The 22,632-nt window shown below is 57.8% G+C and carries 25 protein-coding genes; 14 read left to right on the top strand and 11 right to left on the bottom strand.

The window, feature by feature from the left end; translation table 11 throughout:
* Window positions 1-2: 2 nt before the first annotated feature.
* The 3 genes from MK6180000_RS11150 to MK6180000_RS11140 form a co-directional block, all read right to left on the bottom strand.
* On the bottom strand, window positions 3-287 hold the full coding sequence (locus MK6180000_RS11150) for a cupin domain-containing protein (protein ID WP_138934802.1): 285 nt from the start codon (window positions 285-287) through the stop codon (window positions 3-5).
* A 133-nt stretch (window positions 288-420) separates the two neighbouring features.
* Window positions 421-1,584: a rhamnan synthesis F family protein gene (locus tag MK6180000_RS11145; RefSeq protein WP_138934801.1), complete on the bottom strand. Its 1,164-nt coding sequence runs from the start codon at window positions 1,582-1,584 to the stop codon at window positions 421-423.
* 202 nt (window positions 1,585-1,786) lie between these two features.
* On the bottom strand, window positions 1,787-3,559 hold the full coding sequence (locus MK6180000_RS11140) for an ABC transporter ATP-binding protein (RefSeq protein ID WP_246040493.1): 1,773 nt from the start codon (window positions 3,557-3,559) through the stop codon (window positions 1,787-1,789).
* 396 nt (window positions 3,560-3,955) lie between these two features.
* Here MK6180000_RS11140 and MK6180000_RS11135 point away from each other — a divergent pair, with 396 nt between their 5' ends.
* From MK6180000_RS11135 to MK6180000_RS11125, 3 genes are all read left to right on the top strand, one after another.
* Window positions 3,956-4,726: a glycosyltransferase family 25 protein gene (locus MK6180000_RS11135; RefSeq protein WP_212751897.1), complete on the top strand. Its 771-nt coding sequence runs from the start codon at window positions 3,956-3,958 to the stop codon at window positions 4,724-4,726.
* On the top strand, window positions 4,713-5,588 hold the full coding sequence (locus MK6180000_RS11130; RefSeq protein ID WP_138934799.1) for a glycosyltransferase family 2 protein: 876 nt from the start codon (window positions 4,713-4,715) through the stop codon (window positions 5,586-5,588). The genes MK6180000_RS11135 and MK6180000_RS11130 overlap by 14 nt, the downstream gene beginning before the upstream one ends.
* 250 nt (window positions 5,589-5,838) lie before the next feature.
* Window positions 5,839-6,312 (top strand): hypothetical protein, encoded by a 474-nt coding sequence (locus MK6180000_RS11125; RefSeq protein WP_171054604.1) that lies wholly within the window; start codon window positions 5,839-5,841, stop codon window positions 6,310-6,312.
* Window positions 6,313-6,599: 287 nt separating this feature from the next.
* Here the strand turns inward: MK6180000_RS11125 and MK6180000_RS11120 are convergent, their stop codons facing one another.
* Window positions 6,600-7,367, bottom strand: coding sequence for a class II aldolase and adducin N-terminal domain-containing protein (locus MK6180000_RS11120; RefSeq protein ID WP_425466839.1), 768 nt, complete (start codon window positions 7,365-7,367; stop codon window positions 6,600-6,602).
* A 436-nt stretch (window positions 7,368-7,803) separates the two neighbouring features.
* On the opposite strand from MK6180000_RS11120, the gene MK6180000_RS11115 reads away from it, so the two are divergent.
* From MK6180000_RS11115 to MK6180000_RS11090, 6 genes are all read left to right on the top strand, one after another.
* Window positions 7,804-8,952, top strand: coding sequence for a porin (locus MK6180000_RS11115; protein WP_138934797.1), 1,149 nt, complete (start codon window positions 7,804-7,806; stop codon window positions 8,950-8,952).
* Between the two features lie 99 nt (window positions 8,953-9,051).
* On the top strand, window positions 9,052-9,972 hold the full coding sequence (locus MK6180000_RS11110; RefSeq protein ID WP_138934796.1) for a sulfotransferase domain-containing protein: 921 nt from the start codon (window positions 9,052-9,054) through the stop codon (window positions 9,970-9,972).
* 1 nt (window position 9,973) lies between these two features.
* Window positions 9,974-10,843 (top strand): sulfotransferase domain-containing protein, encoded by an 870-nt coding sequence (locus tag MK6180000_RS11105; protein ID WP_138934795.1) that lies wholly within the window; start codon window positions 9,974-9,976, stop codon window positions 10,841-10,843.
* Window positions 10,844-10,906: 63 nt separating this feature from the next.
* Window positions 10,907-11,491 carry a hypothetical protein gene (locus tag MK6180000_RS11100; protein ID WP_138934794.1) on the top strand — a complete coding sequence of 195 codons (585 nt, stop codon included), beginning with the start codon at window positions 10,907-10,909 and terminating at the stop codon, window positions 11,489-11,491.
* Window positions 11,492-11,756: 265 nt separating this feature from the next.
* Complete coding sequence (locus MK6180000_RS11095) at window positions 11,757-11,948, top strand: PLD nuclease N-terminal domain-containing protein (protein ID WP_138934793.1); 192 nt, start codon at window positions 11,757-11,759, stop codon at window positions 11,946-11,948.
* Window positions 11,945-12,895 carry a YihY/virulence factor BrkB family protein gene (locus MK6180000_RS11090; protein WP_138934792.1) on the top strand — a complete coding sequence of 317 codons (951 nt, stop codon included), beginning with the start codon at window positions 11,945-11,947 and terminating at the stop codon, window positions 12,893-12,895. The genes MK6180000_RS11095 and MK6180000_RS11090 overlap by 4 nt, the downstream gene beginning before the upstream one ends.
* Before the next feature lie 28 nt (window positions 12,896-12,923).
* On the opposite strand, the gene MK6180000_RS11085 is transcribed toward MK6180000_RS11090, so the two are convergent.
* Window positions 12,924-13,301 carry a phage holin family protein gene (locus MK6180000_RS11085; RefSeq protein WP_342777717.1) on the bottom strand — a complete coding sequence of 126 codons (378 nt, stop codon included), beginning with the start codon at window positions 13,299-13,301 and terminating at the stop codon, window positions 12,924-12,926.
* 5 nt (window positions 13,302-13,306) lie between these two features.
* A complete protein-coding gene (locus MK6180000_RS11080) occupies window positions 13,307-13,618 on the bottom strand; it encodes an ElaB/YgaM/YqjD family protein (protein ID WP_138934790.1) in 312 nt (103 codons plus the stop codon).
* A 164-nt stretch (window positions 13,619-13,782) separates the two neighbouring features.
* On the opposite strand from MK6180000_RS11080, the gene MK6180000_RS11075 reads away from it, so the two are divergent.
* A complete protein-coding gene (locus tag MK6180000_RS11075; protein WP_138936466.1) occupies window positions 13,783-13,944 on the top strand; it encodes a DUF1328 domain-containing protein in 162 nt (53 codons plus the stop codon).
* 75 nt (window positions 13,945-14,019) lie between these two features.
* Here MK6180000_RS11075 and MK6180000_RS11070 read toward each other — a convergent pair whose 3' ends face one another.
* Entirely contained in the window at window positions 14,020-14,850 is an 831-nt protein-coding gene (locus MK6180000_RS11070) for a response regulator (protein ID WP_138934789.1), read from the bottom strand.
* Between the two features lie 129 nt (window positions 14,851-14,979).
* On the opposite strand from MK6180000_RS11070, the gene MK6180000_RS20960 reads away from it, so the two are divergent.
* The 4 genes from MK6180000_RS20960 to MK6180000_RS11050 are packed head-to-tail and all read left to right on the top strand — an operon-like array spanning window position 14,980 to window position 18,295.
* A complete protein-coding gene (locus MK6180000_RS20960; protein ID WP_342777736.1) occupies window positions 14,980-15,156 on the top strand; it encodes a NepR family anti-sigma factor in 177 nt (58 codons plus the stop codon).
* Window positions 15,153-15,731, top strand: coding sequence for an RNA polymerase sigma factor (locus MK6180000_RS11060; protein ID WP_138934788.1), 579 nt, complete (start codon window positions 15,153-15,155; stop codon window positions 15,729-15,731). Before MK6180000_RS20960 ends, MK6180000_RS11060 begins: the two co-directional genes overlap by 4 nt.
* Window positions 15,732-15,787: 56 nt before the next feature.
* Window positions 15,788-17,512, top strand: a complete 1,725-nt coding sequence (locus tag MK6180000_RS11055) for a sensor histidine kinase (RefSeq protein WP_138934787.1) — start codon at window positions 15,788-15,790, stop codon at window positions 17,510-17,512.
* A gap of 21 nt (window positions 17,513-17,533) precedes the next feature.
* On the top strand, window positions 17,534-18,295 hold the full coding sequence (locus tag MK6180000_RS11050) for a ZIP family metal transporter (RefSeq protein WP_171054602.1): 762 nt from the start codon (window positions 17,534-17,536) through the stop codon (window positions 18,293-18,295).
* A 60-nt stretch (window positions 18,296-18,355) separates the two neighbouring features.
* Here MK6180000_RS11050 and dps read toward each other — a convergent pair whose 3' ends face one another.
* From dps to torT, 4 genes are all read right to left on the bottom strand, one after another.
* Window positions 18,356-18,844, bottom strand: coding sequence for a DNA starvation/stationary phase protection protein Dps (dps, locus tag MK6180000_RS11045; RefSeq protein WP_138934786.1), 489 nt, complete (start codon window positions 18,842-18,844; stop codon window positions 18,356-18,358).
* Between the two features lie 117 nt (window positions 18,845-18,961).
* Window positions 18,962-19,975: an ABC transporter permease gene (locus tag MK6180000_RS11040; protein ID WP_138934785.1), complete on the bottom strand. Its 1,014-nt coding sequence runs from the start codon at window positions 19,973-19,975 to the stop codon at window positions 18,962-18,964.
* Window positions 19,972-21,474, bottom strand: a complete 1,503-nt coding sequence (locus tag MK6180000_RS11035; RefSeq protein ID WP_138934784.1) for a sugar ABC transporter ATP-binding protein — start codon at window positions 21,472-21,474, stop codon at window positions 19,972-19,974. The genes MK6180000_RS11040 and MK6180000_RS11035 overlap by 4 nt, the downstream gene beginning before the upstream one ends.
* 66 nt (window positions 21,475-21,540) lie before the next feature.
* A complete protein-coding gene (gene torT / locus MK6180000_RS11030; protein ID WP_138934783.1) occupies window positions 21,541-22,620 on the bottom strand; it encodes a TMAO reductase system periplasmic protein TorT in 1,080 nt (359 codons plus the stop codon).
* Window positions 22,621-22,632: the final 12 nt, after the last annotated feature.

Below are 22,632 nucleotides of genomic sequence, written 5' to 3'. Positions count from 1 at the left end.
GATTACTTTAACTCGACCTCGATGAATGACATCGGCGCATCGCCGCCGTTAATCACGTTATGCTCTATCCCTTCACTGCGGGCATAGACGGAACCTGCCTCAACCTTGTTTTCCTTCATCTCGCCGCCCGGCAGTTCCAGCTTCATATTGCAATCGGTAAGCGCGGTGATGACGTAATCCATCCCGTGCGTGTGCCAGCCTGTCTGCTGCCCAGGCTCAAAATCAAAGCGGGTGACGCGCGTGCGGTCATTGTCGATCAGTTGGGTTGCGGTGCAGGTCATGGTCATCGTAGACGCCTCCGGTGCGCTATGGTGAAGCAAGCTGAGTACTAAGTTTTCCACACATCCGGCAAGAATACTATCTGTGTTTGCTCAAGCGTTATGCGGGGATTGTCGTTTGGATCGGTCCGTACCTTCAGAATTAAATAGCAGGCTGCGGCCACATTTTAGGCCTGAGCAACCTTGCCTCCCGCGCGGCCTGCTGTCCCATCGGACCCGGCAGGCTGTCTAGCACTTCGATCATGGTGTCCGACCCGCTTTGCGATAGCCAGACAGGCGATTTTTTAGCAAATTGGAAGTCGCGATATTTCAATGTGTAGAGTGGCAGCGCGTAGCTTAATCCCTGTGCAGCCACAGCCGCTAGGATGATCTTTATTCGGTCAGTTCTGCCTTGCGGGGTCGATACGGGAATTTCCAGTATTTCGTCACGCTTTGCCAGCAATTCGGGCACGTAGGGCGACAGCAGAGTGCGCGCAACCTTATCCAGTGTCGCATCGTCAAGCGCGGCAATCTCGCGATCAAGGATAGCAGTTGGACAGGCTTCAGCGTGGCTATAGCACTTCTGCCGAAGCACCCACTGCGTCAATCCGAACTCGCCCCTGCGTATGGTGGTGCTTTTATCCTGAGATAACCGGATCTTTTGCCAAAATTTCAAGAATTTCGGATCGCGTAGGATTTGGCTCCCCATTGCCAAGGCATAGGACGCATAGTGAAAGCGCGGTCGATCACTACTATAGCGCCAGTCAACCTCGCGAAAATTATCAGCTTTGGGGCGGATGAGAGCTTCGTGGGAGGCCGCGCTGCAGAAATCGACGCCCGCATTGCGCACCGCGTTGAACCAACTGAGCGGCGCGTCAATTACCCAGCACGAGTCGTTCAAAAGGTATAGCCGATCAAGCTTTTGCAGGTCTGCCGACAGGCTCAAGACGCCGTCGCGATAGCCGCCAAAATCATATCCGATATTGGGCCGTACGATGATGCGTGTGCAAAGCGGCTTGAGAGTGGCCAGCGTGTCTGGAGACAGCGGCAGGTTTGAGACTAGGATTGGACTGATGTCATGGGCATTAAGGTGCCTCAACATGTCCAGATGGGACCCTAAAAGGCCTTGAGACGGATAGATCAAATAGATCGCAACCTCGGGCCCCAAAGGCTTTGCGCCGGCATATACCTCGCGTTGCCGCGCTGCGTTTGCGTCATAGCGTTTGGTTAGCGTCAAATACTCCCAAGCCGCTGCAGGAGCGCCGAGTGTACCGCGGCCCAGCCGCCGCAATTCTCGTTTCACTTTCCAAAAAGGAATTTTCTTCATTCGCCGGCCACGCTCTTGATTGGTCGAAATCGATAAGGGAAGTTGAGCAGGCGGGTGCGTAACAAATATAACTTTCAGCTAAGAACGCCTGCGACCGCCCGTGCCTCAGAGAGGATCAGTAGAAAAGGCTGCCTAACCTTCGTGCGCTGGCCCATCGCCTCCCTGACGTTTTGAGACCTCCACATGAAACTTCTGACCCTAGTTAGGAATAGCCTTCCTTCTGCGCGGCGTACATAGCGGCGTACAGTCCTTTGGCCGCCATCAGCTCAGCGTGGGTGCCCTGTTCGACTACCGAGCCCATATCCAGCAGGTAAATCTTGTCTGCTGCCGCTACCGAGGACAGGCGATGCGCGACAATGATCGTCGTTTTATTCAATGAGAGCCGCTCCAGAGCACCTTGGATCCGCTCTTCGGTTTTCTGGTCCAGCGCAGAAGTCGCTTCGTCCAATAGCAGTATCGGCGCCGAGCGCAGGAATGCCCGCGCAATCGCGATGCGCTGTTTCTGACCACCAGACAACTGACTGCCTTTCGGGCCAAGTGGGGCATCCTTCCGGACGCGTATCAGCTCGGCTATCTCAGCTGCTTCGGCGGCGGCCCAAATCTGTTCGTCCGTGGCATTTGGCGCGACGTAACGAATATTTTCCCAGATCGAAGCGTTGAAGATCACGATATCCTGCGCCACGACCGAAAATGTGCTGCGCAATGACTTGATTTTGATATCGCGAATATCCCGTCCATCGATAGTGATCTGGCCGGAATCAACATCGTAGAGACGGCTGATCAGGCTGAGGATCGACGTTTTACCCGACCCGGTCGCGCCAACGATCGCCGTCTTTTTGCCGCCCTCAATACGCAGATCAAGCCCCTCGAACAGCGGGTGCAGGGGGCTGTAGGCAAAATCCACATTATCGAAAACGATGTCGCCATCGCTGTTGAAATCCGACACTGAATTTTCGTGGTCCGTAATTCTTACTTTCTCATAGTAGACACTTCTGATGGCTTGAAGAAGAACGAGACTACCTTGCAGTTGGGAAAAGAAGCTCGCGAGCAGGCGCATCGGGTCGAACATGATGACGAGACCCAGCAGGAAGGCGATGATCCCGGCGGCATCCATATTATAGCCGCCCTGAATGACCATGTAGCCGCCGCCGCCGATGACCAGGACATAAACAAACGCCGACACCAGATCGATAGACGGGGGAAAGAGGGCCTGCGCCGCGTTCAGGCGGATCGTCAGATCCCGGATGCCGTCAGTGGCGTCAAAGAGGCGGTCCTTTTCGCGATCCTCTTGTCCTGATATCTTGACCGTGCGCATCCCGTTCGACATCTCTTCGATGCCGGAAATGTAGTTTCCGAATGCGTTCTCTGCGCTCTGCTGGATAGTCTTGATCTTGGTCGATACGGATCGCATCACCAGTATCAGAACGGGAATAACGATAATGGCTGCGGTGAACAGGATCGGGGATTTGTAAATCAAATAACCCGAAACAACGAGGACGGTGACGAAATCACGTGCTGCGCCAACGGTGCCTTGGCCAACAAAGGTGCTGAGGCCATCGACTTGGTTGACCAACCTCAGGATGATATCGCCGGATTTCGTATTCTCGAAATAGGCCAGATCCAGCCGTAGGTAGTGCTGGATCAGATCTTGTCGCATCGAGCGGACGGCATTGCCCGCCAGCCACACCGAGAGACGCGGCACAATGTACGACAAAATCCCCCTAGTCACGAAGAGAAGGAACACGATGGCGCAGACCTGAATGAGTTTCTGGATCGAGCCGTCGTCGAAAATGACCCTAAGACCGTTCTCTGTCAGCGACAGGAATTGCTGGTATACCAAGGCCTGAAGGCTGACCATTATCAGCACGACGATCAGCCAAGGGGACTTGTCCTTGAGGTAAAGGTGCCAAAACCATTTGATATTGTCTCTATCCTGCGGCGAGAACATCGGTTGTTTTTTAGAGACTTTCCGCATCAATTTCTTCCGCGTTTGGATAATTGCGTTTGCCGGGACCAGACTGTCTAAGCGACTGCTAGTCGAAGTGTCTTGGTTGCACCAAGGGCCGTGGGTTGCGCGCGCTCGTGTCTACATCCTCCTCAGGAACAGCATCAGCGGCATCGTAGGTTGCTCGCATAAATGCGCCCGCGCGACAAGGCGCTATGCAACGGTTTTAGCCCTCAGCCGGGCTAAAGCGCGGCAATTGCGCCCGTAGTCCTGTGCTGCGACGTCTGGAACACTTGGCTGTCTGCGTCCGATCTCTCGCGATGGTAATAATGCAGTTATTGGGAACGGAGGATCCGAAAACTTCCAAACCAACCGTTGCTGTGGCACCCTCACTAGATTAGCTCGTGCACTTCTATGGAGTGCTGGTTGCGATGGGCCGCGATGGAGAGGATCGACGCATTGAGGATAGACTGCCTGATCATACATCTTGAACGCGCCCATGCCCGCCTGCCGCAGGTGGACGCAACCAAAGAAATGCTGCCACTCAGCACGTACGTCATGCCAGCTGTCGACGGGCAGCAGATGAGTGATACGCTTTCGCGATCCTACAATCGCAAGCTGCTCCGGCCCTACTATCCCTTTCAGTTGCGACCCTCTGAAGTGGCGACATTTCACAGTCATCGCGCTTGCTGGAGGAGGATTGTCGACGAAGATCTCGACGCTGCGCTGATTCTTGAGGATGATTTGGAGCTTGATCCAGAAGTTTTCCTGCCGGCGCTAGAGCTTGCAATAGCCAACATTGAGCCGGGGGATTTCGTGCGCTTTCCGATCAAACTGCGCGAGGAGGCGATCCGCGAGATAGCGTCGCGCGGTCCCATCCGTTTGCAGGCTTATGACCGCATTGCGCTGGGTATGGTTGCGCAGTTGGTGACACGCGGCGCTGCGGAGGCACTCCTTGCCGTGACGGAGCAGTTTGACCGCCCGGTCGACGACTTCTTGCAGATGAAGTGGGTACATAACGTGCGGGTGTTGACGGTGTGGCCATCAGGCGTGCGCGAGATTTCAAGCGAGTTGGGCGGTAGCCTGATTAGTCGCAAAAGCGGCATCTTTGATAAAGTGAGGCGGGAGATTCTGCGGCCGATTTATCGCCGCAAGATACGCACTCTCGCTAGGCGGAACTTAGATGCGTCAGAGTAAACCATCCGAGCGGGTAACAATCGTCTCTGTCGCGTACAATAGTGCTGCGGTCCTTGACACCATGCTTGCGTCGGTGCCGGTGGAAACACCTGTCGTCATATTCGATAATGCCTCGCAGGACCGGCCCCAATTGCGCGACGTCATCGCCATCAGAGGTGGCAATACCCACCTTGTGGAGAGCGATGAAAATCTAGGCTTTGGCGCAGGCTGCAATGGTGGCGCCGCTAGGGCGGAAACGGAGTTTTTGCTGTTCCTGAACCCAGATACAGCGCTGTTCCCAGACACATTAGAAAGGCTCATCTTTGCGGCGGACCAGCATCCGGCTGCGACGGCATTCAACCCCCGAATCCTTGACGATGATGGCACAGCCATCCTGAAGCGGCGCAGCGATCTGGTGCCGCGCCGGGCGTGGCTGCCGCGCAGTGCATTGACGCATGATACTGTGGTGCCAATTTTGTCCGGTGCAGCGCTTTTTGTGCGCCGCGATGATTTTGACGCCGTTGGTGGTTTCGATCCAAGGATTTTCCTCTTTTTCGAGGATGACGACCTCAGCGTCCGATTGTCCGAAACCAGGGGCAACCTGATGTATGTGCATGACGCGAGGGTGCGTCACGTCGGCGGCGCATCATCCGAGTGGTCCCCCAAGGGCGAGCGACTGAAAAATTGGCACTGGGGATTTTCGCAGATTTATACGATGCGCAAGCATGGCCTGAGGATGGGCTGTCTAAGGGCGTTCCTGAAAACGGGCCTTAGGGCGCTCTCGCCGGTTACCATTCTATCCACTCGGCGCCGGACCAAATATGCGGCGCGACTGTCCGGAATGATACGCTCGCTCCGGCGGGGAGGGGACTACAATGGATGAGGCTTGGAACTGGCAGTGAAGGGTGAGCATGGACTTGGCTGCCGCCGCTCAGCCATATCGCGCGGCCAGTTCAGGTTGCTGATAGCCGCGAGTTGAGCTAATTCATTTCATGATAATCACAAACGCCGGGCAAGGCATTGCGCTAATGACGATCGGACAGGACGCTCCGCCGCGACGAACAGGTTTTCTTTCAAAGTGACGGTGCGTGACTAAAGGCAACAGGATGAATATGCAGATCTCAAGAGTAGCAATGACGTCAGCGATAGCGATGGCGCTGCTTTTGGGCTTGCCGTCTTGCGGCTTTACGCCCGTTTATGGCGAAAACTCAGCGAGCAGCGAGGTGCTGAGGAATGTGGTCCTAGAGGATCCAGATAACCAGATCGAGTATGATTACCTCAAGGCGGTTGAACAGCGGATTCCCCCGTCGCAAAATACGCAATACAAAGTGAGGTACAATGTCGCGTTAAGCTACCAAGGGCTGGACGTCGTTGGTGTTTCCCGCGTCCAAGTGGTTGGGACGGTTACATCTGAGTTTGTTGACCAGACGACGCAGAAGGTCGAGCTTGTGAGTAGTGTGGAGGGATTCACCAGCTACACGGCCGATGGTGGTTTTCGGGATGTGCAGAGGCGGGACGCAGAACGTCGGCTGATGCAAATCTTGGCGGATAAATTCATCACGCGCCTGATTGCGCAATCTAGTGAGCTTGGGGCGATACCTGAGTAATGTGTTCCGGCGGATCGAACCGCCCAATCTGGAATGATCCCCGCAATGTAGCGCTGAGAGTGACAGACCAATAGCGTCCGGCTGGGTCCGAAGCCGTCTATGCTCACGTCCTGAGGAATCCGACCCAGTTGCCGACCAGCAACAAGTAAGTAAGGGCGCGCGGGTTGAACGCGCCCGCGGCTAATGTAGCCACGCCGTCGTTATTGGGCTTACCGGCCAAACGGGCCTACCTAAACGAGCACTTCTTACGAAGCAGCATGAATTGCATGGTATCAGGCGCCGCGCGCTCAGGTCGCGTAGTTTGACCCCTCATCATCCAGTATCGCCATCAGTTCGCTCAAATGCCTGTCCGACTGTCCGGGATAGCCTTCCAACTCGGCGGCAGTCTTCTCGGCGATGGCGTCCGGCAACACGCGCAAGGGCTGGCCGGTTTGCAGCGCGCGAATGTATGTCTCGGCCGCGCGCTCGAAATAATACATGCGGTTAAAGGCATCGGCTACGCTATCGCCCAGCACTAACACGCCATGATTGCCCATGATCATGACCTTTTTCGACGGGACCTGCAGTTGCGCCGCGCATCGCTCACCCTCGGCCTCTAGGGCGAGACCGCCATACCCCTCGTCGATGACATAGCGGCCAAAGAACGTCGCGCAGTTCTGATCGATTGGGGGCAGGCGGCTGTCGGCGAGGCTGGCCAGCACGGTAGCGTGGATCGAATGGATATGCATGACACAGCGCGCGTGAGGGCAGCGGCGGTGAACGGAGCCGTGTAGCCCCCAAGCTGTGGGGTCAGGCGCGCCGGGGCGATCCAACGTGGTGGGATCGTTCGCGTCCAGCAGCAGCAGATCCGACGCGCGGATGCGTGCAAAATGCGCCTGATCGGGGTTCATAAGGAATTCAGTGCCGTCCTCATTCACCGCAAGGCTGAAGTGGTTCGCCACCGCCTCATGCATGTTTAACCGCGCGGTCCATCGAAAGGCGGCGGCCATGTGGGTGCGGGCCTCCCAATGCTGGATGTTGGGTTGTTCGGCGGGCTTTGTCATTTGGGGGGTCATATACGGTCCTCGGTCAGGCAGGTGAGACGGTTTGAACACCCTGCGCGATTCGGCGCCCCCCGTGCAAGGCGCGCTGGGGGTTAGCGTGCGGTGCGGTATACTGAGAGGGCGCCGTCGCAGGCAAAATGCCGCTCAGATTATTCCGGCGCGAGTCGCCGATAAGCGCCCGCAAGGCATCGCTGGCGGCCTTTTGCACAGATGCTGGGGCACAGCGGGCGGGTTTGGCCGAATAGGTCGTGCTCAACAGCCCCATTGGCGGAAACCCTTAAAAATAAGTGTATTTTTCATATTTCGCGCCGTTTTCGCCGATTCTGTGTGCCTAAAACGTCACATTCTGGGCAACATCCGCCCCCGCCCGGCGGGGTTCGTTGACAGGAGGCGGCTAAATACAGCATTTGGTTTTCAAGTCGCGTCCATCCTTAGGAGGCGGCGGATCATGACACACATCATTTCCTGCTACTCTGAGGAGGGACACACCTTGAAAAAGCATCTGCTTAGCACCAGCGCAATCGCCCTGGGCACAATCGCACTGGCAGCACCTGCCGCCGCACAAGAATGGGACGTTTCATTCGGCGGTTTCATGAGCCAGCACGTCGCATACGCGGATCTGTACGGCTCCGCTCTGACGGCCGGCGGCGACTATGACGGCGTCGACATCCACTCGAACTCCGAGATCATCTTCACACCTTCGATCACGCTGGACAACGGCCTGACATTCGGTGTGAACGTTCAGCTGGAAGGCGAGAACGGCGGTTCGGAAATCGACGAGTCGTACATGACGATCAGCTCCGACACACTGGGCCAGATCATCATCGGTTCCGAGAACTCGGCTGGTTACAAGTCCATGGTTGGCGCGCCTGGCGTTACTTCCATGTACATCAACTCGCCATCGATCTCTACATTCATCCCGTTCTCGGCAGCATTCCCGGGCGGCTTCCGCCAGGCTGGCTTGTCGAGCTACACCGAAGTTGCAGGTAACAACGACGTTTCGCGTCTGACGTACTTCACACCTTCGTTCAACGGTCTGACAGTGGGCGTTTCCTACGCACCCACCGGTGCCATTAACGTCGGCAACTCCTTCGGCGTCGATAAAAACACAGTGCTGTCGGACATCTTCGACATTGGTGTGAACTACAGCCAGACATTCGGCACGACCAGCGTCACGCTGGCCGCTCGCTACGGTGTTGGCGACACGCCCACATTGGGTAACTCGGATCCCGAAACTTGGGGCGTTGGCGCACAGGTTGGCTTTGCTGACTTCACCGTCGGTGGTAGCTATGCCGAGAACGACAATGGCGGCGTCGGCGGCGTTGGCGACAACGAAGGCTGGAGCTTTGGTGTTACCTACGACATCGCAGGTCCGTGGGCGCTCGAAGCTCTGACCTACCAGGGTGAGCAGACAGTCGCTGGCGGCGGAAACGCTGACTACGAAGCCTACCGTATCGGCGCAAGCCGCGATCTGGGCCCGGGCGTTGACTGGGACATCTATGTCGTCCAGGTGGACGCAGACAATGGCTTGGCTGGCGCTGCCTACCGCGACGTCGGTGGTACTGTCATCGGCACCGGCATCAACCTGTCCTTCTAAGACTAGGTTCGTTAGCTGAAATAAGCGGGAGGGGTGGCAACGCCCCTCCCGTTCGTTTATTTGCAGGTCTGAAATGCAACCTGCATACAGGCGGGACAGATGAGCAAAAGACCGACAAAGAAAAGCGTGCCGCACAAGGCCGCATCCAAGGGTAACAAGCCAAAGGCCAACGCGCCAAAGGCCAGCCCACCAAAAGCCAGTATCGTCTGGCTGGCGTCCTACCCGAAATCGGGCAACACGTGGACGCGGATATTTCTCGCCAATTATCTGATGAACCTCGATCAGCCTGTATCGATCAATCAGGTCCACCGATTTGGCATGGGCGATTCCATCACCAAGACCTACAATATGGTCGCCGCCCCCAATACGCCCGATCTAAGCGACGTTGAAACGACGCTTCGCCTGCGCGACAAGGTGCTGCGCGGTATTATTGGCAATAATGCTGACGTCAATCTGGTCAAGACGCACAACATTCGCAGCGCCGCCTATGGCACGCAACTGATCCCGGCTGAATACACACGCTCGGCCGTTTACATCGTGCGCAACCCGATGGATATGGTCCTGTCATACGCTCGCCATTATGGGATCACACCTGCGGACGCGGTTGACGCAATCGGGCGCAGCGACAACGCAAATGCCAGCGACGGCGCTGCCGTATGGCAATTCCTCGGCTCTTGGTCCGAACATGTGTGCAGCTGGACTAGCAATTCGCCCTATCCCAGCCTTGTCCTGCGGTACGAGGATATGCTGGAAAAACCTGAGGAAGCGTTCGGTGCGCTCGTCCGTCACCTTGGCGTTCCAGTGGAGGAGGAAAGGCTGAAAAAAGCCATTCGCTTTGCCAGTTTCGACGAGGTGTCGAGCCAGGAAAAAGCCAGCGGTTTCAAGGAGAACCCCGGCAAGAGCGAGACGTTCTTTACTTCCGGCAAGGCAGGCGCCTGGAAAGAGGCGCTGAGCGATGACTTGATCGAGAAGATGCGGACCGATCACCGCGCAACCATGAAACGCTTTGGATACTTGTGAGATGAGCAGCCTGAAAAGGATCATCTGGATCGCATCCTACCCCAAATCGGGCAATACATGGATGCGGAGCTTGCTTGCGCATTATTTCATGCCAGCAGGGCAGGCACCCGACATCAATAACCTGCGCAATTTCACCACGGCCGACGTGCGGCAGGATTTCTATGATGCCGCGAATGGCGGCGCCTATAATGGGACGGACCTGAAGGCGTGGATGCGCGTACGCCCCGGGGCCCTGCGCCTGATCGCCGGATCGCGCCCCAACCATCATTTTGTCAAAACCCATTGCCAGACGATCCGCCTTGAGGGGCAGGATGTTATACCGCCCGAGGTTACGTCTGGTGGGATATATCTGATACGCAATCCGTTCGACCTGGCGCCCAGTTTTGCCCGGCATCAGTCGGCGGATATCGACACAGCGATCAAGCGGATGTGTAACCCCGACACGGTGATGGGCACGCCTACGGGTATTTTTGATGTGCTGGGACGGTGGGACGATCACGTTCACTCATGGACGAGCGCGCCGGGATTGAAGCGCCGCGTCATTCGGTATGAGGATCTGCTAGTGAAGCCTGCGCGCGAGATGCGCGGCCTCTTGGAGGTATTCCTGGGCCAGAAGGTGGACGGCGCTAAACTGGCCCGCGCGATCAAGGCGACGGCCTTTGACAAGATGCAGAAACAAGAGCGCGAACATGGCTTTACCGAAAAGCCAGAGGGTATGGCCAACTTCTTTGCCAAGGGACAGGCGGGCGTCTGGAAGGACGATTTGACCCCCGCTCAGGTGGGCCGCATCCGCGAGGCATTCTTGCCTGCGTTGGAGCAGCACTATCCCGAGATGCTGCGCGAGACCGAAGAATTTGCGCGCGGTGGCTAAGGTATTGGCAGCACACCGTACGCGTCTATGTTATAATAAGAACCGGACCCAAAGGTGACCGTGATGATCAATGCAGTAAAACTTTCTCTGGCCGCGATTGGCCTTACGGGCCTTATCGCTTGTACTCCGAACGTGCCGGCCGGGCAGGCGACGCTTGGCCCGTCGCCCGCGATGGGCGGTGGTACGTTTACATCGCCCGGCGGTATCTCGGTGGCGGTGGATGCTCGTAACATCGGCGGACGCACCGGCATCTGCGGCGTCTGGGCCGAAAGCATCAATCAGTCTGTGATGACGCGCCGCTCTGCGCCCAAAGTACTGGACAGCGGCGGGGTCACCATGGCGGGGCAGGGTGTGGCGCAGGGCCTCGGCTTCCTGCGGCAGGTCGATCCGGCAGAGAGCTATGCCGGGATGGAGGCGAATTGCATCACCACGGACCGACCTTGGCGCGCAGGCGATGAGGCGCGCCCGCTCAAGGTGCACTTCCCACGCCAAGTGGTCTTTAACGACCTCGATGGTGGCTTTGGCGAGTCGGGTGGCATCCTGATCTGGTTCCGCCCCGGCGGCCCCGGCGCGCATCCCAGCGACCGCAAGCCTTGGTATCATTTGGGCGGGACCGGCGTGTCGGGTGAGATCGTCAGCGATCAATAATGCGCACTTGGTAGTCAGGCCGATCGGCCATATGGACCTGCGTCATAGGCACGTCTCGTCGCCATGTGCGCGCTTGTATACGCGGCGCGACCGTGTGAGTGACATTGCGATAGCTGACGCCGACCCGTGGCCGACAATGGTTAATGCTGCTTGCATTGGGTTCAGACCCAGGGACGGCGCGCAAAGCATGCAAAATGAAACTTGCGAACGCAGCGGCCCGCTTTAGGTACTACGCTGCGCATGAAAGCAAAGGATGGTCAACGATATGGTCGACGTGACAAGTGTGGGCGGCTTCATCGTCTTGGTATGCGACGTCTGGGCAATCGTTTTGATCTTTGGCTCTGCTGCCTCCTCTGGGCGCAAGGTTTTGTGGATCGTGACGGTCATCTTGCTGCCGATCCTTGGATTTGTTCTCTGGCTCATCTTTGGTCCACGTAGTGCCAAGGGCAGCGCATGAGCGTGCGCGGTGCGGCCGCCTATGGCCGGTCGCACTGGCCCAAAGATCTCTGGCCCGCGCTTAAAGGCGTCGGAAGGTTGATCGGCGAAAAGAACCTGAACCTCATCGCCTCTGGTATTGGCTTTTTCGGCATCCTTGCCACCTTTCCGGCCATCGCGGCGCTGATTGCGCTCTGGGGCTTTGTCGCTGATCCGAGTTTGGTCGCGGCGCAGGTATCTGACTTCACGACACTCTTGCCAGACGAGGTGGCTGACCTTTTAACCTCGCGTGTGGCGGAATTGGTCGCGGCGGATACCACGACACTAGGCTGGGCGGGGATGATCTCGGTCGGGTTAGCGCTGTGGTCTGCGCGGGCGGGGATTGGTGCGCTGATCATTGGTTTGAACGCTGTCTACGGCGAGCGGAACAGGGGCGGCGTGCGTCACATAATGGTGGCATTCGGCCTCACGGGCGGTCTCGTGATACTTGCGCTTGCTTGTTTCGCCGCGCTGGTCGTCGCGCCTGTCGTTCTGGCGTTTCTGCCGATTGGCCCCTTCGCAACCTTCATCGCCGAGGTTCTGCGGTGGAGCGTCGCAATCTCGACCGTGATGTTGGCGCTGGGGCTTCTCTATCGCTATGCACCCAATCGTCGCCGCGTTGCGCGCGCGGGTTGGATCACGCCTGGGGCGGTCGCGGCCACGCTTCTGTGGGCGCTCGCGACATGGGGCTTTACGGTCTATTTGCAGAATTTTGGCAACTATAACAAAATATACGGCTCATTGGGTGCCGTTATCGTTTTATTACTGTGGCTCTATATCAGCGCATTTGTCTGTCTTTTGGGCGCCGCCCTTAATGCCGAGCTTGAGCTACTTCAGAGCAAGGACACCACCCGCGGCCCTGCCAGACCAATGGGCAAGCGCGGCGCATTCGTCGCAGATAATATGGATCGGAGTCGCGAGCGCAGTTAGGTTTACCGGCGTCTCGCGCGGGGTTGATTTAACGACCGGATGGGCCGCGACCACGCGCTGCATAGGCTGCGTTCAGGCCAATAACAAACGCCTCCGCCAAGGGCGACATGCTGCCAGTGCGCGGCGGTGTGGCAGGGTCACGCAGAGGGGCTTCGGCGGCCGCATGGCTCGCACTGTCGGCAGAGGATGCGGTTATCCCAAACAGGATCAAGCCCAGCCCCAGATAGACGCATGCAATGACAAGTGCCGCGGCAAGCGATGAGTACGCATCTTCCAAAGCAATCCATCCGGCGGAGGTCAGAAAGCCCACGCCGACCAATACCAAAATGCCGCCTATAACGCGCAAAAGCGCGCGCCTGATGGCGCGCGCTGAGCGATGCTTTACAGCTGAAACTAGCCCTATCACTGGGATCAGCGGCGTGACGTGGACAAAATGCCCACAACAAAACCAAGTGCAGCAGCCATGCCCAAGGACAGCGCAGGCTTCTCATGGACGAACTCGTGCGCTTGATCATTCAGGGCAGATGCCTGAGCCTGAGCTGTCGAAAGCGCGTCCGCGCCGCGAGCACGCGCATCATTGAAGCGCTTTTGTGCGGCTTCTGCCATGCCATCTTTCTGAGCTTTCGCGATTGCGCCAAGCGTTTCGGTAATGCTGGCGATGTCATTGCGCAGGATAGTGATCTGGGCGTGCAGATCGTCGGCATCGGGTTTGCTTTGTGCCATCGTGGCCTCCTAGAATTTCTGTGCTTCGCTCAGACAACGCGGCTGGGCGACCTTCGGTTCCATTTGCATCATCATTGTCTGCCGCTGGAACCGGTCAATGCGATGCTGCGTTGGATGAAACGAGCAGTACCTACCATACTACATCGAAAGAAAAGGAACTCACCATGCTGTATTGGGCAATTGTATTTTTCATCATTGCAGCTGTTGCCGCTATCTTTGGCTTTGGAGGCATCGCATCGGCGTCAGCGGGAATCGCGCAAATCCTGTTCGTGATATTTGCAGTGCTTTTCGTCATCGCTCTTATCGCACGCGTCATGCGCAAGTAGGCTGACCAGAAACTGAAATCGAAAACGCCGCCTGCAGAGAGTAGCAAGTGGCGTTTCCTAAAGAGTGCGAGCGGTTCAGGCTGTTTTGAGCGTTTCTGTCGAAGAGAAGAACATCGCCTGACCAACAGCCGATCGAACCTGATCCTCGGTATAGGGTTTGGCGATGACGAACGCGGGCTCCGGCTTGTCACCTGTTAAAAGGCGCTCGGGAAAGGCTGTGATGAAAATCACAGGGATTTGGCCGATCTGCTCCAACAGGGCGTTCACCGCGTCGATACCCGATGAATTGTCCGCTAACTGAATGTCGGCAAGGATCAGATCGGGTATCTTTTTCAGACCCAGTTCAATCGCCGCATCACGCGTTCGGCCAATGCCAGTGACGTTGTGTCCGATCGACGTGACAATGCTGTGCAGATCCATGGCGATGATCGCCTCGTCCTCGATGACCAGCACGTCGCCTGCCATGCTTTGCTCAATCTCGCGGCGTGCGCCGTCAATCAAATCTTTAGCGCCTGCTGCGCTAATATCCATGATCTGGCCGATCTCTTCGGGGGTGAACCCCTCGATTGAATTCAGCAAAAGGGCTTGGCGTGTGTCGGGGGTCAGCAGCCGCATATGATCCTGCGCGGCCGTCTCTAAGCTGCGGCTTATAGGCGCGTCGCCAGCGTCCGCATCGGGCGCGCCCGCACTTTGCCAAACGAGGCGAAATGCGCGGAACAGCGCAACGCGCGGAGAAGCGCAACTTGCGTAACTCGCGCGATCCTCAAGTATTGCCTCAAGCGTGGCTGTGGCAAATGCATCGCCGCTGGATTGACTACCCGTCAATGCCCGCGCATAGCGTCTAAGAAACGGCAGGTGATGTGCGATTTGCTGTGAGAAATTGACACTCGCTTCAGAATTGCTCATCGTCACTCCGTATATTCCCAAGGATTTATTTAGTTATTTCGTGGAACAAACACGCGACCTGCGGGTTCAGTTCCGACACATGTGTAAAAAAGACGAATCGAAGGTTGTACGTATGGATTGGCAGACGTGATGATGGGACGCAAGGACAAGGACGAAAGTGGTAGCAAGAATGCGCCGCAGGTGAGCGCCAAGCGGGACCAGATCGACGACAACCTCAAACGTGTCTATGACGATATGCTTGACGATGCTGTACCCGATCGGTTCGAGGATTTGCTGCGACAGTTGCGCGAGCAGGACGAAAAATGACCACAAAAAAATCAGCAGTGCCAGACGTGCAGGTAAATCCGCGCGATGAGATAGTCATGCATCTCAAGCCTATGCGCGCCTTTGCGTTGTCCCTTACACGCGATATGGCGCGTGCGGATGATCTGGTGCAGGATACCGTTGTCAAAGCGTGGACGAACATCGACAAGTTTACCGTCGGTACCAACATGCGCGCTTGGCTGTTCACTATTTTGCGCAACACCTTTTATTCCGAGAGGCGCAAGGCCAAGCGCGAGGTTGCCGACGTCGATGGCGCCATGACAGAGCGTATGGCTGAAAAGCCCGCACATGATGGCCGCCTCGCACTCACCGATTTTCGCCGCGCGTTTGAGAAGCTACCTGCTGAGCAACGCGAAGCGTTGATACTGGTCGGCGCGCAGGGCTTTGCCTACGAGGAGGCGGCGCGCATGTGCAATTGCGCCGTCGGAACTGTGAAAAGCCGCGCCAACCGTGGGCGCAAGAAGTTGGCTGAAATGCTGCACATGCACGAGGACGAAGCGATGGAGCTGACCGATCAGGCGACGATTGCCGTAATCAGCCGCAATCCAGGAATGTAACGCAGGTGGAGGAGATCAGACCTGAAAGGGGGGTAACCCCCGATGACGGCTGGCAAATGCCGCACAAGCGCAATGCCTTGCTGCCGCGTCTTGCTCTGATGTTGACGCTTGCCCTTTTGCCGCTGGGTATTATCGCCGTTGTCCAGACCCAGAACGCCTATAACACTGCGCTTGATACCTACCGTGCCAGCCTTAGCGCGCAAACTGCGCGCCTCGTCTCGTCCGAGAGGGAGGCCATCCAAGGTGCACAAGGTATCACGCAGGGATTAGCGGACTCGCTTGCCGTTTTAGGGCCCAGCGATGCGGTTTGCTCGGACTTGATGCAGTATTCATCCCAGCGAAATGAACGTGTGGTATTTTTGGGCTATATCGACACCGCGATGAAGTCTGATTGCAACAACTTTGGTAAATCCTATGATTTTACCGGTGTTCCGACGCTGACCCGCGCGATGGAGCGGGCCGCTCTGTCGGTGACCTATAATCCGTCGGGCGGCGCCAGCCACCAGCCGGTTGTCATCGTTCAGCAGCCAGTTTTCAGTGCGCAAGGCGTGTTCAAAGGCTTTATCAACCTATCCATGCTGGCAAGTGACATCGTGCAGGACCAATCTAGCGACAATCTGGCACACGGGGCGGTTACGGTCACATTTAATGACGACGGCGATGTGATGACGAGCAACGGCGCACCGGACGGCTACGAGGAATTCCTCCCTGCGGAAACGCAATTACAAGATTTAGTTGGGAAAGGTAGCCAGCTTTTCTCTGAGGAGTCGCGTGGCGGGAAGCCCCGTGATTTTGCTGTGGTGCCTATCCTTGAAGGCAAGGCTTACGCATTGGGAAGTTGGCAGCCCATGCGCCCGCTGATCCGTGACCGCGCGTTTTCGGCGTTTACGCTGCTCTTTCCGCTGCTGATGTGGCTGATCAGCCTTGTCGTCGCCCTCGTCGCTATACGGCTACAGGTTATCCGCCCGATCCGTATTCTGGGCCGCCAGATGCGCGACTTTGCCGAAGGTCGCAGGGTATTTCGAAGTGATGCGCTGGATAACGCCCCTAGTGAGCTGCGCGAGATCGGCGAGACATTCTCGACGATGGCGCAGAAGGTAATTCGCGACGAGGCCGATCTGGAAAATACGGTGCATGAGAGGGACGTCCTGATCAAGGAAGTGCACCACCGTGTCAAAAATAACCTTCAGCTAATGTCGTCGATCCTGAACATGCAGGCGCGCAACGCACCTAGCACCGACACGCGCAGTGCGCTGCGTAAGGTTCAGGACCGCTTGACCAGCCTCGCCGCTGTCCATCGCGGCCTTTACGAGACGCCGCAGGTTAGCCAAGTTCGGGTCGATACGCTTCTCGATGATTTGCTGGGGCAGCTTGCCACGTTGGGCGACGGCGGGGCAATCCCGCTGGATGTGGACTTGCAGTTTGAGCCTGTGACGCTGGTTCCCGATCAGGCCGGACCACTGGCAATGATGGCCTCTGAGGCGTTCACCAATGCGCTGAAATACGCGACCGCAGGCAAGGACGGCCGCAGACATATCCGCGTACGCCTGCGGCCCGATCCATCAGGGCCTGACATGGTGCTGTTTGAGGTGGGAAATACCGTCAATGACAAGGTCCGTGCAGATACGGAGCAGGGTTTGGGCTTCAAGCTGATTCAGGCTTTCTGCGCGCAACTGGATTGCCGTATGACCAGCAGCGACGAAGAGGGTGGCTGGTACATCATGCAGGTCTGTTTCAAGGCGCAGGAATTCGCCCCCGAGCAGCACACGCCGCGTGTTTGATCCCGCCAAGGCGGGCGGCACATGTCGGTGCTGATCTCGCTACCCATTCAGGCGGCGCTATGGGGCCTCGTTGCTGGCGGGGCGCTGCTGATCGGCGCATCTATCGGCTATTTTATACGCCTTCCTGCCATTGCCTCCTCGTCGGTGATGGCGTTCGGGATAGGCGTCCTGATCTCGGCGTTAGCGTTCGATCTGATGGACGAGGCGTTTGCGTTGGGCGGTATCTGGGCGGCGGTCACGGGCTTTGCCCTTGGTGGCACTCTTTATGCGCTGGCAGGCGCGGCGCTGGCGCGGGGCGGCGCGCGGGGCCGCAAGCTATCGGGTGGCGCACCCGCAGCCAGCCGAAGTGCCGCTGCATCGCTGGCAATCGCTGTGGGTTCGCTGCTGGATGGTATCCCGGAGAGCGGAGCAATCGGGATATCGCTATTGGATGGCCAAGGGGTAGCGTTGGTCACCGTCATGGCCATCGTAGTGTCGAACATTCCCGAAGGGCTATCCAGCTCTATCGGGATGAAGAAGGCGGGCAAATCAGCCGCCTACGTGTTTAGTATTTGGATCACGATAGCACTGGTCTGCTCATTGTCGGCATGGCTGGGCTACATGGTCATCGGCCAGATGGGCCCAGTAGTTATCGGCGCGGCGACGGCCTGCGCTGCGGGGGCCATATTCGTTATGCTGATCGACACGATGATCCCCGAAGCGTTTGATGAAATCCACTCGTGGTCTGGTCCGATCGCGGGCACCGGCTTTGTGCTGGCCTTCGCCGCCAGTCGGCTGCTGTAGGCAGACAAAAAAGGACGGCCCGATGGCCGTCCCTGTAACTCGTACACTTGGAATTGTTGATTACTTCTTTGCGGCCGTGTGATGCGCGCCGATGAACCATGCATCCTTGCTAACGCCGCGGCTGACGGCAGTATAGAGGTCTGCGGTTTCCTCGTCGCCCGCGTCGCCAACCTCTTTGAGACCCTCATGTACCAGCGAGACGAATTGAACCATCCGCTTCTTTAGCTCGTCAATATGGACGTCCTGATGCACGGCGTCGCGGGGATACGCGTCCAGCTTGCCGTTCTTCTCTACGCCGTCCAGCGTGCCATCGGCTGTGCCGCCCAGAATTACGATGCGCTCGGCGATGACATCGACATGCTCGTCCATGCGAGCCCGGACATCATCCAGCAGCTCGTGAATACCGATGAAGCTAGGGCCCTTGATATTCCAGTGCGCTTGCTTGATCGCAAGTTGAAGTTGGATACCAGTCGCCAGCGACGTGTTGAGGTGGTTGATCGACGCTTCACGCGCGTTATCGCTAAGGTAGTCTGTAAATTTCTCGGTCATGTGAGTGCCTTTCTGTCTATAGCAACAGCACGGCCGACCTAAATTGCCGCCGTGCAGTTTATAAATGTACTACGCAGCGGGGGCGCTTTGGGTTCCAGACGGTCTGAGCGATGCGACCTAACGCCCGCTCATGATCATGCGGAACCGCAACTGATCAAAGATTACGGCCAAGATTAACAGCGCGCCCAGCAGCACCATCTGCATGTAGGAACTGACCTGCGCCAGGTTCATACCGTTCTGCACCAAGATGATAAAGAAACCGCCCAGCACGACGTTTTCCACGCGCCCCAAGCCGCCCCTTAGCGAGACGCCAGCAATGACGCAGGCAGCGATGGATTCCAGCGCGATGGTACCGCCAAGGTTTGCCTCCCCCGACTCGACCCGCGCAGTCAGTAAAAGGCCAGTGAGTGCCGCGATCAGCGAGCAGAGGATGTAGGCCATCATTAGCGTGCGTTTGGTGTTGATTGCCGAAAGATGCGCCGCCTTGATATTGCCGCCGACTGCATAGACCTGTGCGCCCAGCCGCGTGCGGGACATAAACAGCCACATGGCCGCGATGCAAACGGCGGCGACAATGACCGGCACAGGAACACCCCACAGGCGGCCAAAGCCAAACATATTGCCAAATTCATAGGGCAAGCCCGACACCGGAATGCCGCCCGTCAGAAATAGGGCAAGGCCCGCACCCACGGACGAAACGCCCAGCGTCATGATGAACGGCGACACCTCGAACACGGCAACGCCGATGCCGTTGATCCCACCAACGACAATGGCCGCGCCAAAGCCTGCGAGCGCGCCGAGGGCAATCGCCAGCCAGACCGCATCGGGAAACACCGGCGCCATGGCGACCATGACTGTTGCCGATACGACCGAGCTCAGCGCGATGACGGTGCCCACCGACAGATCAAACCCGCCCGAGATCAGCACCAGCATCTGGCCCAGAGAGACGAGGATCAAATAGACCGATTGCCGCCCCACATTGACGAGGTTTTGCACCGTCAGAAACTTGTCCGACATTATAGTAAACACGATCAGCGCGATCCCGAGGAAGAAGGGCAGCACACCCACACGGATGAATATCCGCCTCAGCAGATGATCCGTTTGTGCCTCATCGCGTGCGCTGGTGGTCATGCAGTCTCTCCTGTTTCGTCAAAGAAGTGGCGCAGCACGTTGTCTTCTGTGCGCTGCTCGCCTGTTAGCTCGGCGGTGATGCGGCCTTCGGCCATGACCAATACGCGGTGCGCAAGGTTCAGCACTTCGGGCAGGTCGGACGAAATCACAATCACCGCTTTGCCGGAGGCCGCGATATCACCGATCAGCCGGTAGAGCGCCGCGCGCGTTCCCATGTCGACGCCAACTGTCGGCTCGTCAAAGATGTAGAGATCGGCCTCATGGCCAAAGCTTTTGGCGAACAGAACCTTTTGCTGGTTGCCACCCGACAACTGCGCGACGGCTTTGGATCGGTAACTGTCCTTCAACTCAACAGTCTCGAATATTTCGGCAGCGGTAGACCTTAGCGCGCGGGGGCGGATCATCGCACCGCGCGCCTCGCGGCCCATCATCAGATCAATGCTCAGGTTCTGCCAACTGCTCTTGGCCAGATCCAGGCCCTCGCTCTTGCGGTCGGACGACAGGTAATAGATCCCGGCGCCGATCACATGACGCGTGGCCATCCCGGTGATGTCTGCGCCCTTCCAGCGGACGGTGCCGCCTCGGATACCCTGAATGCCCATGATGCTGCGAAAAAGGCGGGATTTGCCTGACCCCACTAGCCCGGCCATACCCAGCACCTCGCCGCGCCGCGCGGTCAGGGACGCAGACTGCACGCCCCAAGCGCGCAAGGCATCAACCTCAAGCAGCACCTCGGCAGGATCGTGCGGAATGTCGGGGTATATGTCGCGGATCGCGCGGCCTGCCATCATTTCAACCAACGTAGCCTCGTCGGTATCGGCCATGGCAGTGGTGCCAATATAGGACCCGTCGCGTAGCACGGTCACGCGGTCAGCTATCCGTTCAAACTCATGAATGCGGTGCGAGATATAGATGATCGCAACGCCCTTCGTCCGTAGTTTCAAAATCGTCTTGAAGAGGTGATCGACCTCGCGATCGGTTAGCGATGCTGTCGGCTCGTCTAAGATCAGCACTTTGGGGTCGCCGTGGAATGCCTTGGCGATCTCGACCATCTGCTGCTGCGCGCGGCTCAGGTGAGCGACAGTTTCGCCCACCGGGACGTCAAAGCCCAGGTCATCCAGCAGCGCTTGCGCGCCACGCCGCATGGCGCGATGATCGGTGAAGGGGCCGAACCCCGGCTCGCGCCCCAAGAACATATTCTGTGCGACCGTCATTGTGGGGATCAGCGAGAATTCCTGAAAAACGGTATAGATACCAGCAGCTTGCGCATCCGCGACCGAAGTGAAGCGCACGGGCGCACCTTCAACCAAAATCTCACCGTCGCTGGGTGTATTCGCTCCGGCCAACAGCGAAATGAGCGTCGATTTGCCAGCGCCGTTCTCGCCAAAGAGGACATGGACCTCGCCTGGCTTCAGGTCGAAATCGACATGATCCAATGCGATCACGCCTGGATACGCGCGCGTCAGTCCACGCGTCTGGATGAGGGGGGTATCTGTCATGTGGGGGTGCGGCCCTTATGAAAGGGTGAGGTGCGCCGGGCGGATCATGCCGCCCGGCAACGTGAGTTACTCGACCGAAAAGACGGGCGAGAAGTCTTCGGGCGGCAGGACGGTGCTACGGTCGGTGTCAGCCAAATTGTCTTGATTGATCACAAAAATCTTGGGGCCAACATGCTTGATGACGTCCTTTTTCTCAAGGATGCGGACGGCCTGATCGACTGCCATGCGTGCCTGAATAACCATCGAGTCGGCGGGCGCGGCGGTGATAAAGCCACGCTCGATCCCGGTCCATACGCCGGGCGTCAGGTAGAACGACAAGATGCCGATCTGGTCCATCAGGCCGCGCGCACGTACGACGCCTTGTGCCGCCTCCGCCGTTACTGCGGTGCCAGCGATGTAATTGACCTCAGGGTTGGCCTGAAGCACATCCTCGACCAGCTTCAACTGAGCCTCCTTGCCGGTGTCGCCATAGCGCGGCTCCAGCACCTTGACGGCTGATCCGGCGACTGCATCCATAAAACCGGTGTTCGCTGCCTCGACCCAGCCTGCACCTGCGGGGCCGGGGAACCAGCCGACGACCACTTCTTCGCTGCCCTCAGGATGCTTCTCGGCCAGATATTTGCCGATCTCGCTGCCCATTGTGTTGAACGACACCAGCGCCTTGGCGGCGATATCCTGCGATGACACACCATTGACGACGTCGATGACGGGGATGCCTTTGCCCGCAACTTCCGAGATGACCGCATTCAGGCCGTCATATGAAATCGCACCGACGATGATCGCATCGGCGCCGCCGGCAACGCAGTCCTCAATCTGGCTGATTTGATTGGCCAGTTCGGTATAGCCGCCCGCCTCGGTGACGTTCAGCTTGACGCCCAGGCGGCGCGCCTCTTCGACGAGACCATAGTCGACGCCCAGCCAGTAAGCGTCCTTCATGTGGGGCAGAGCGGCGCAGATGCTCCACGCTTTTTCGGCCTTGTCGAGCGCTTCGTAGGTCACGGCGCTCCGCTCGCCGTCCGCGGCAAAGGCGGGTGTCGTTTCCTCGGCGTCGTAGGGATACCAAGCGTCTGCGGCCAGCGCCGCACCGGGCAGCAATGCCGCCGCCAACGCGGTGCTGAGGGTAAGTTTCGTGAGTGTCTTGGTCATTTGTCGTTACTC

Origin of the sequence: Roseovarius arcticus, from assembly GCF_006125015.1 — a bacterium.
In the GTDB taxonomy this organism is placed as follows: Bacteria; Pseudomonadota; Alphaproteobacteria; order Rhodobacterales; family Rhodobacteraceae; genus Roseovarius; species Roseovarius arcticus.
Note: the sequence above shows the minus strand (reverse complement) of the source record. Positions and strands in the feature narration are given on the sequence as shown.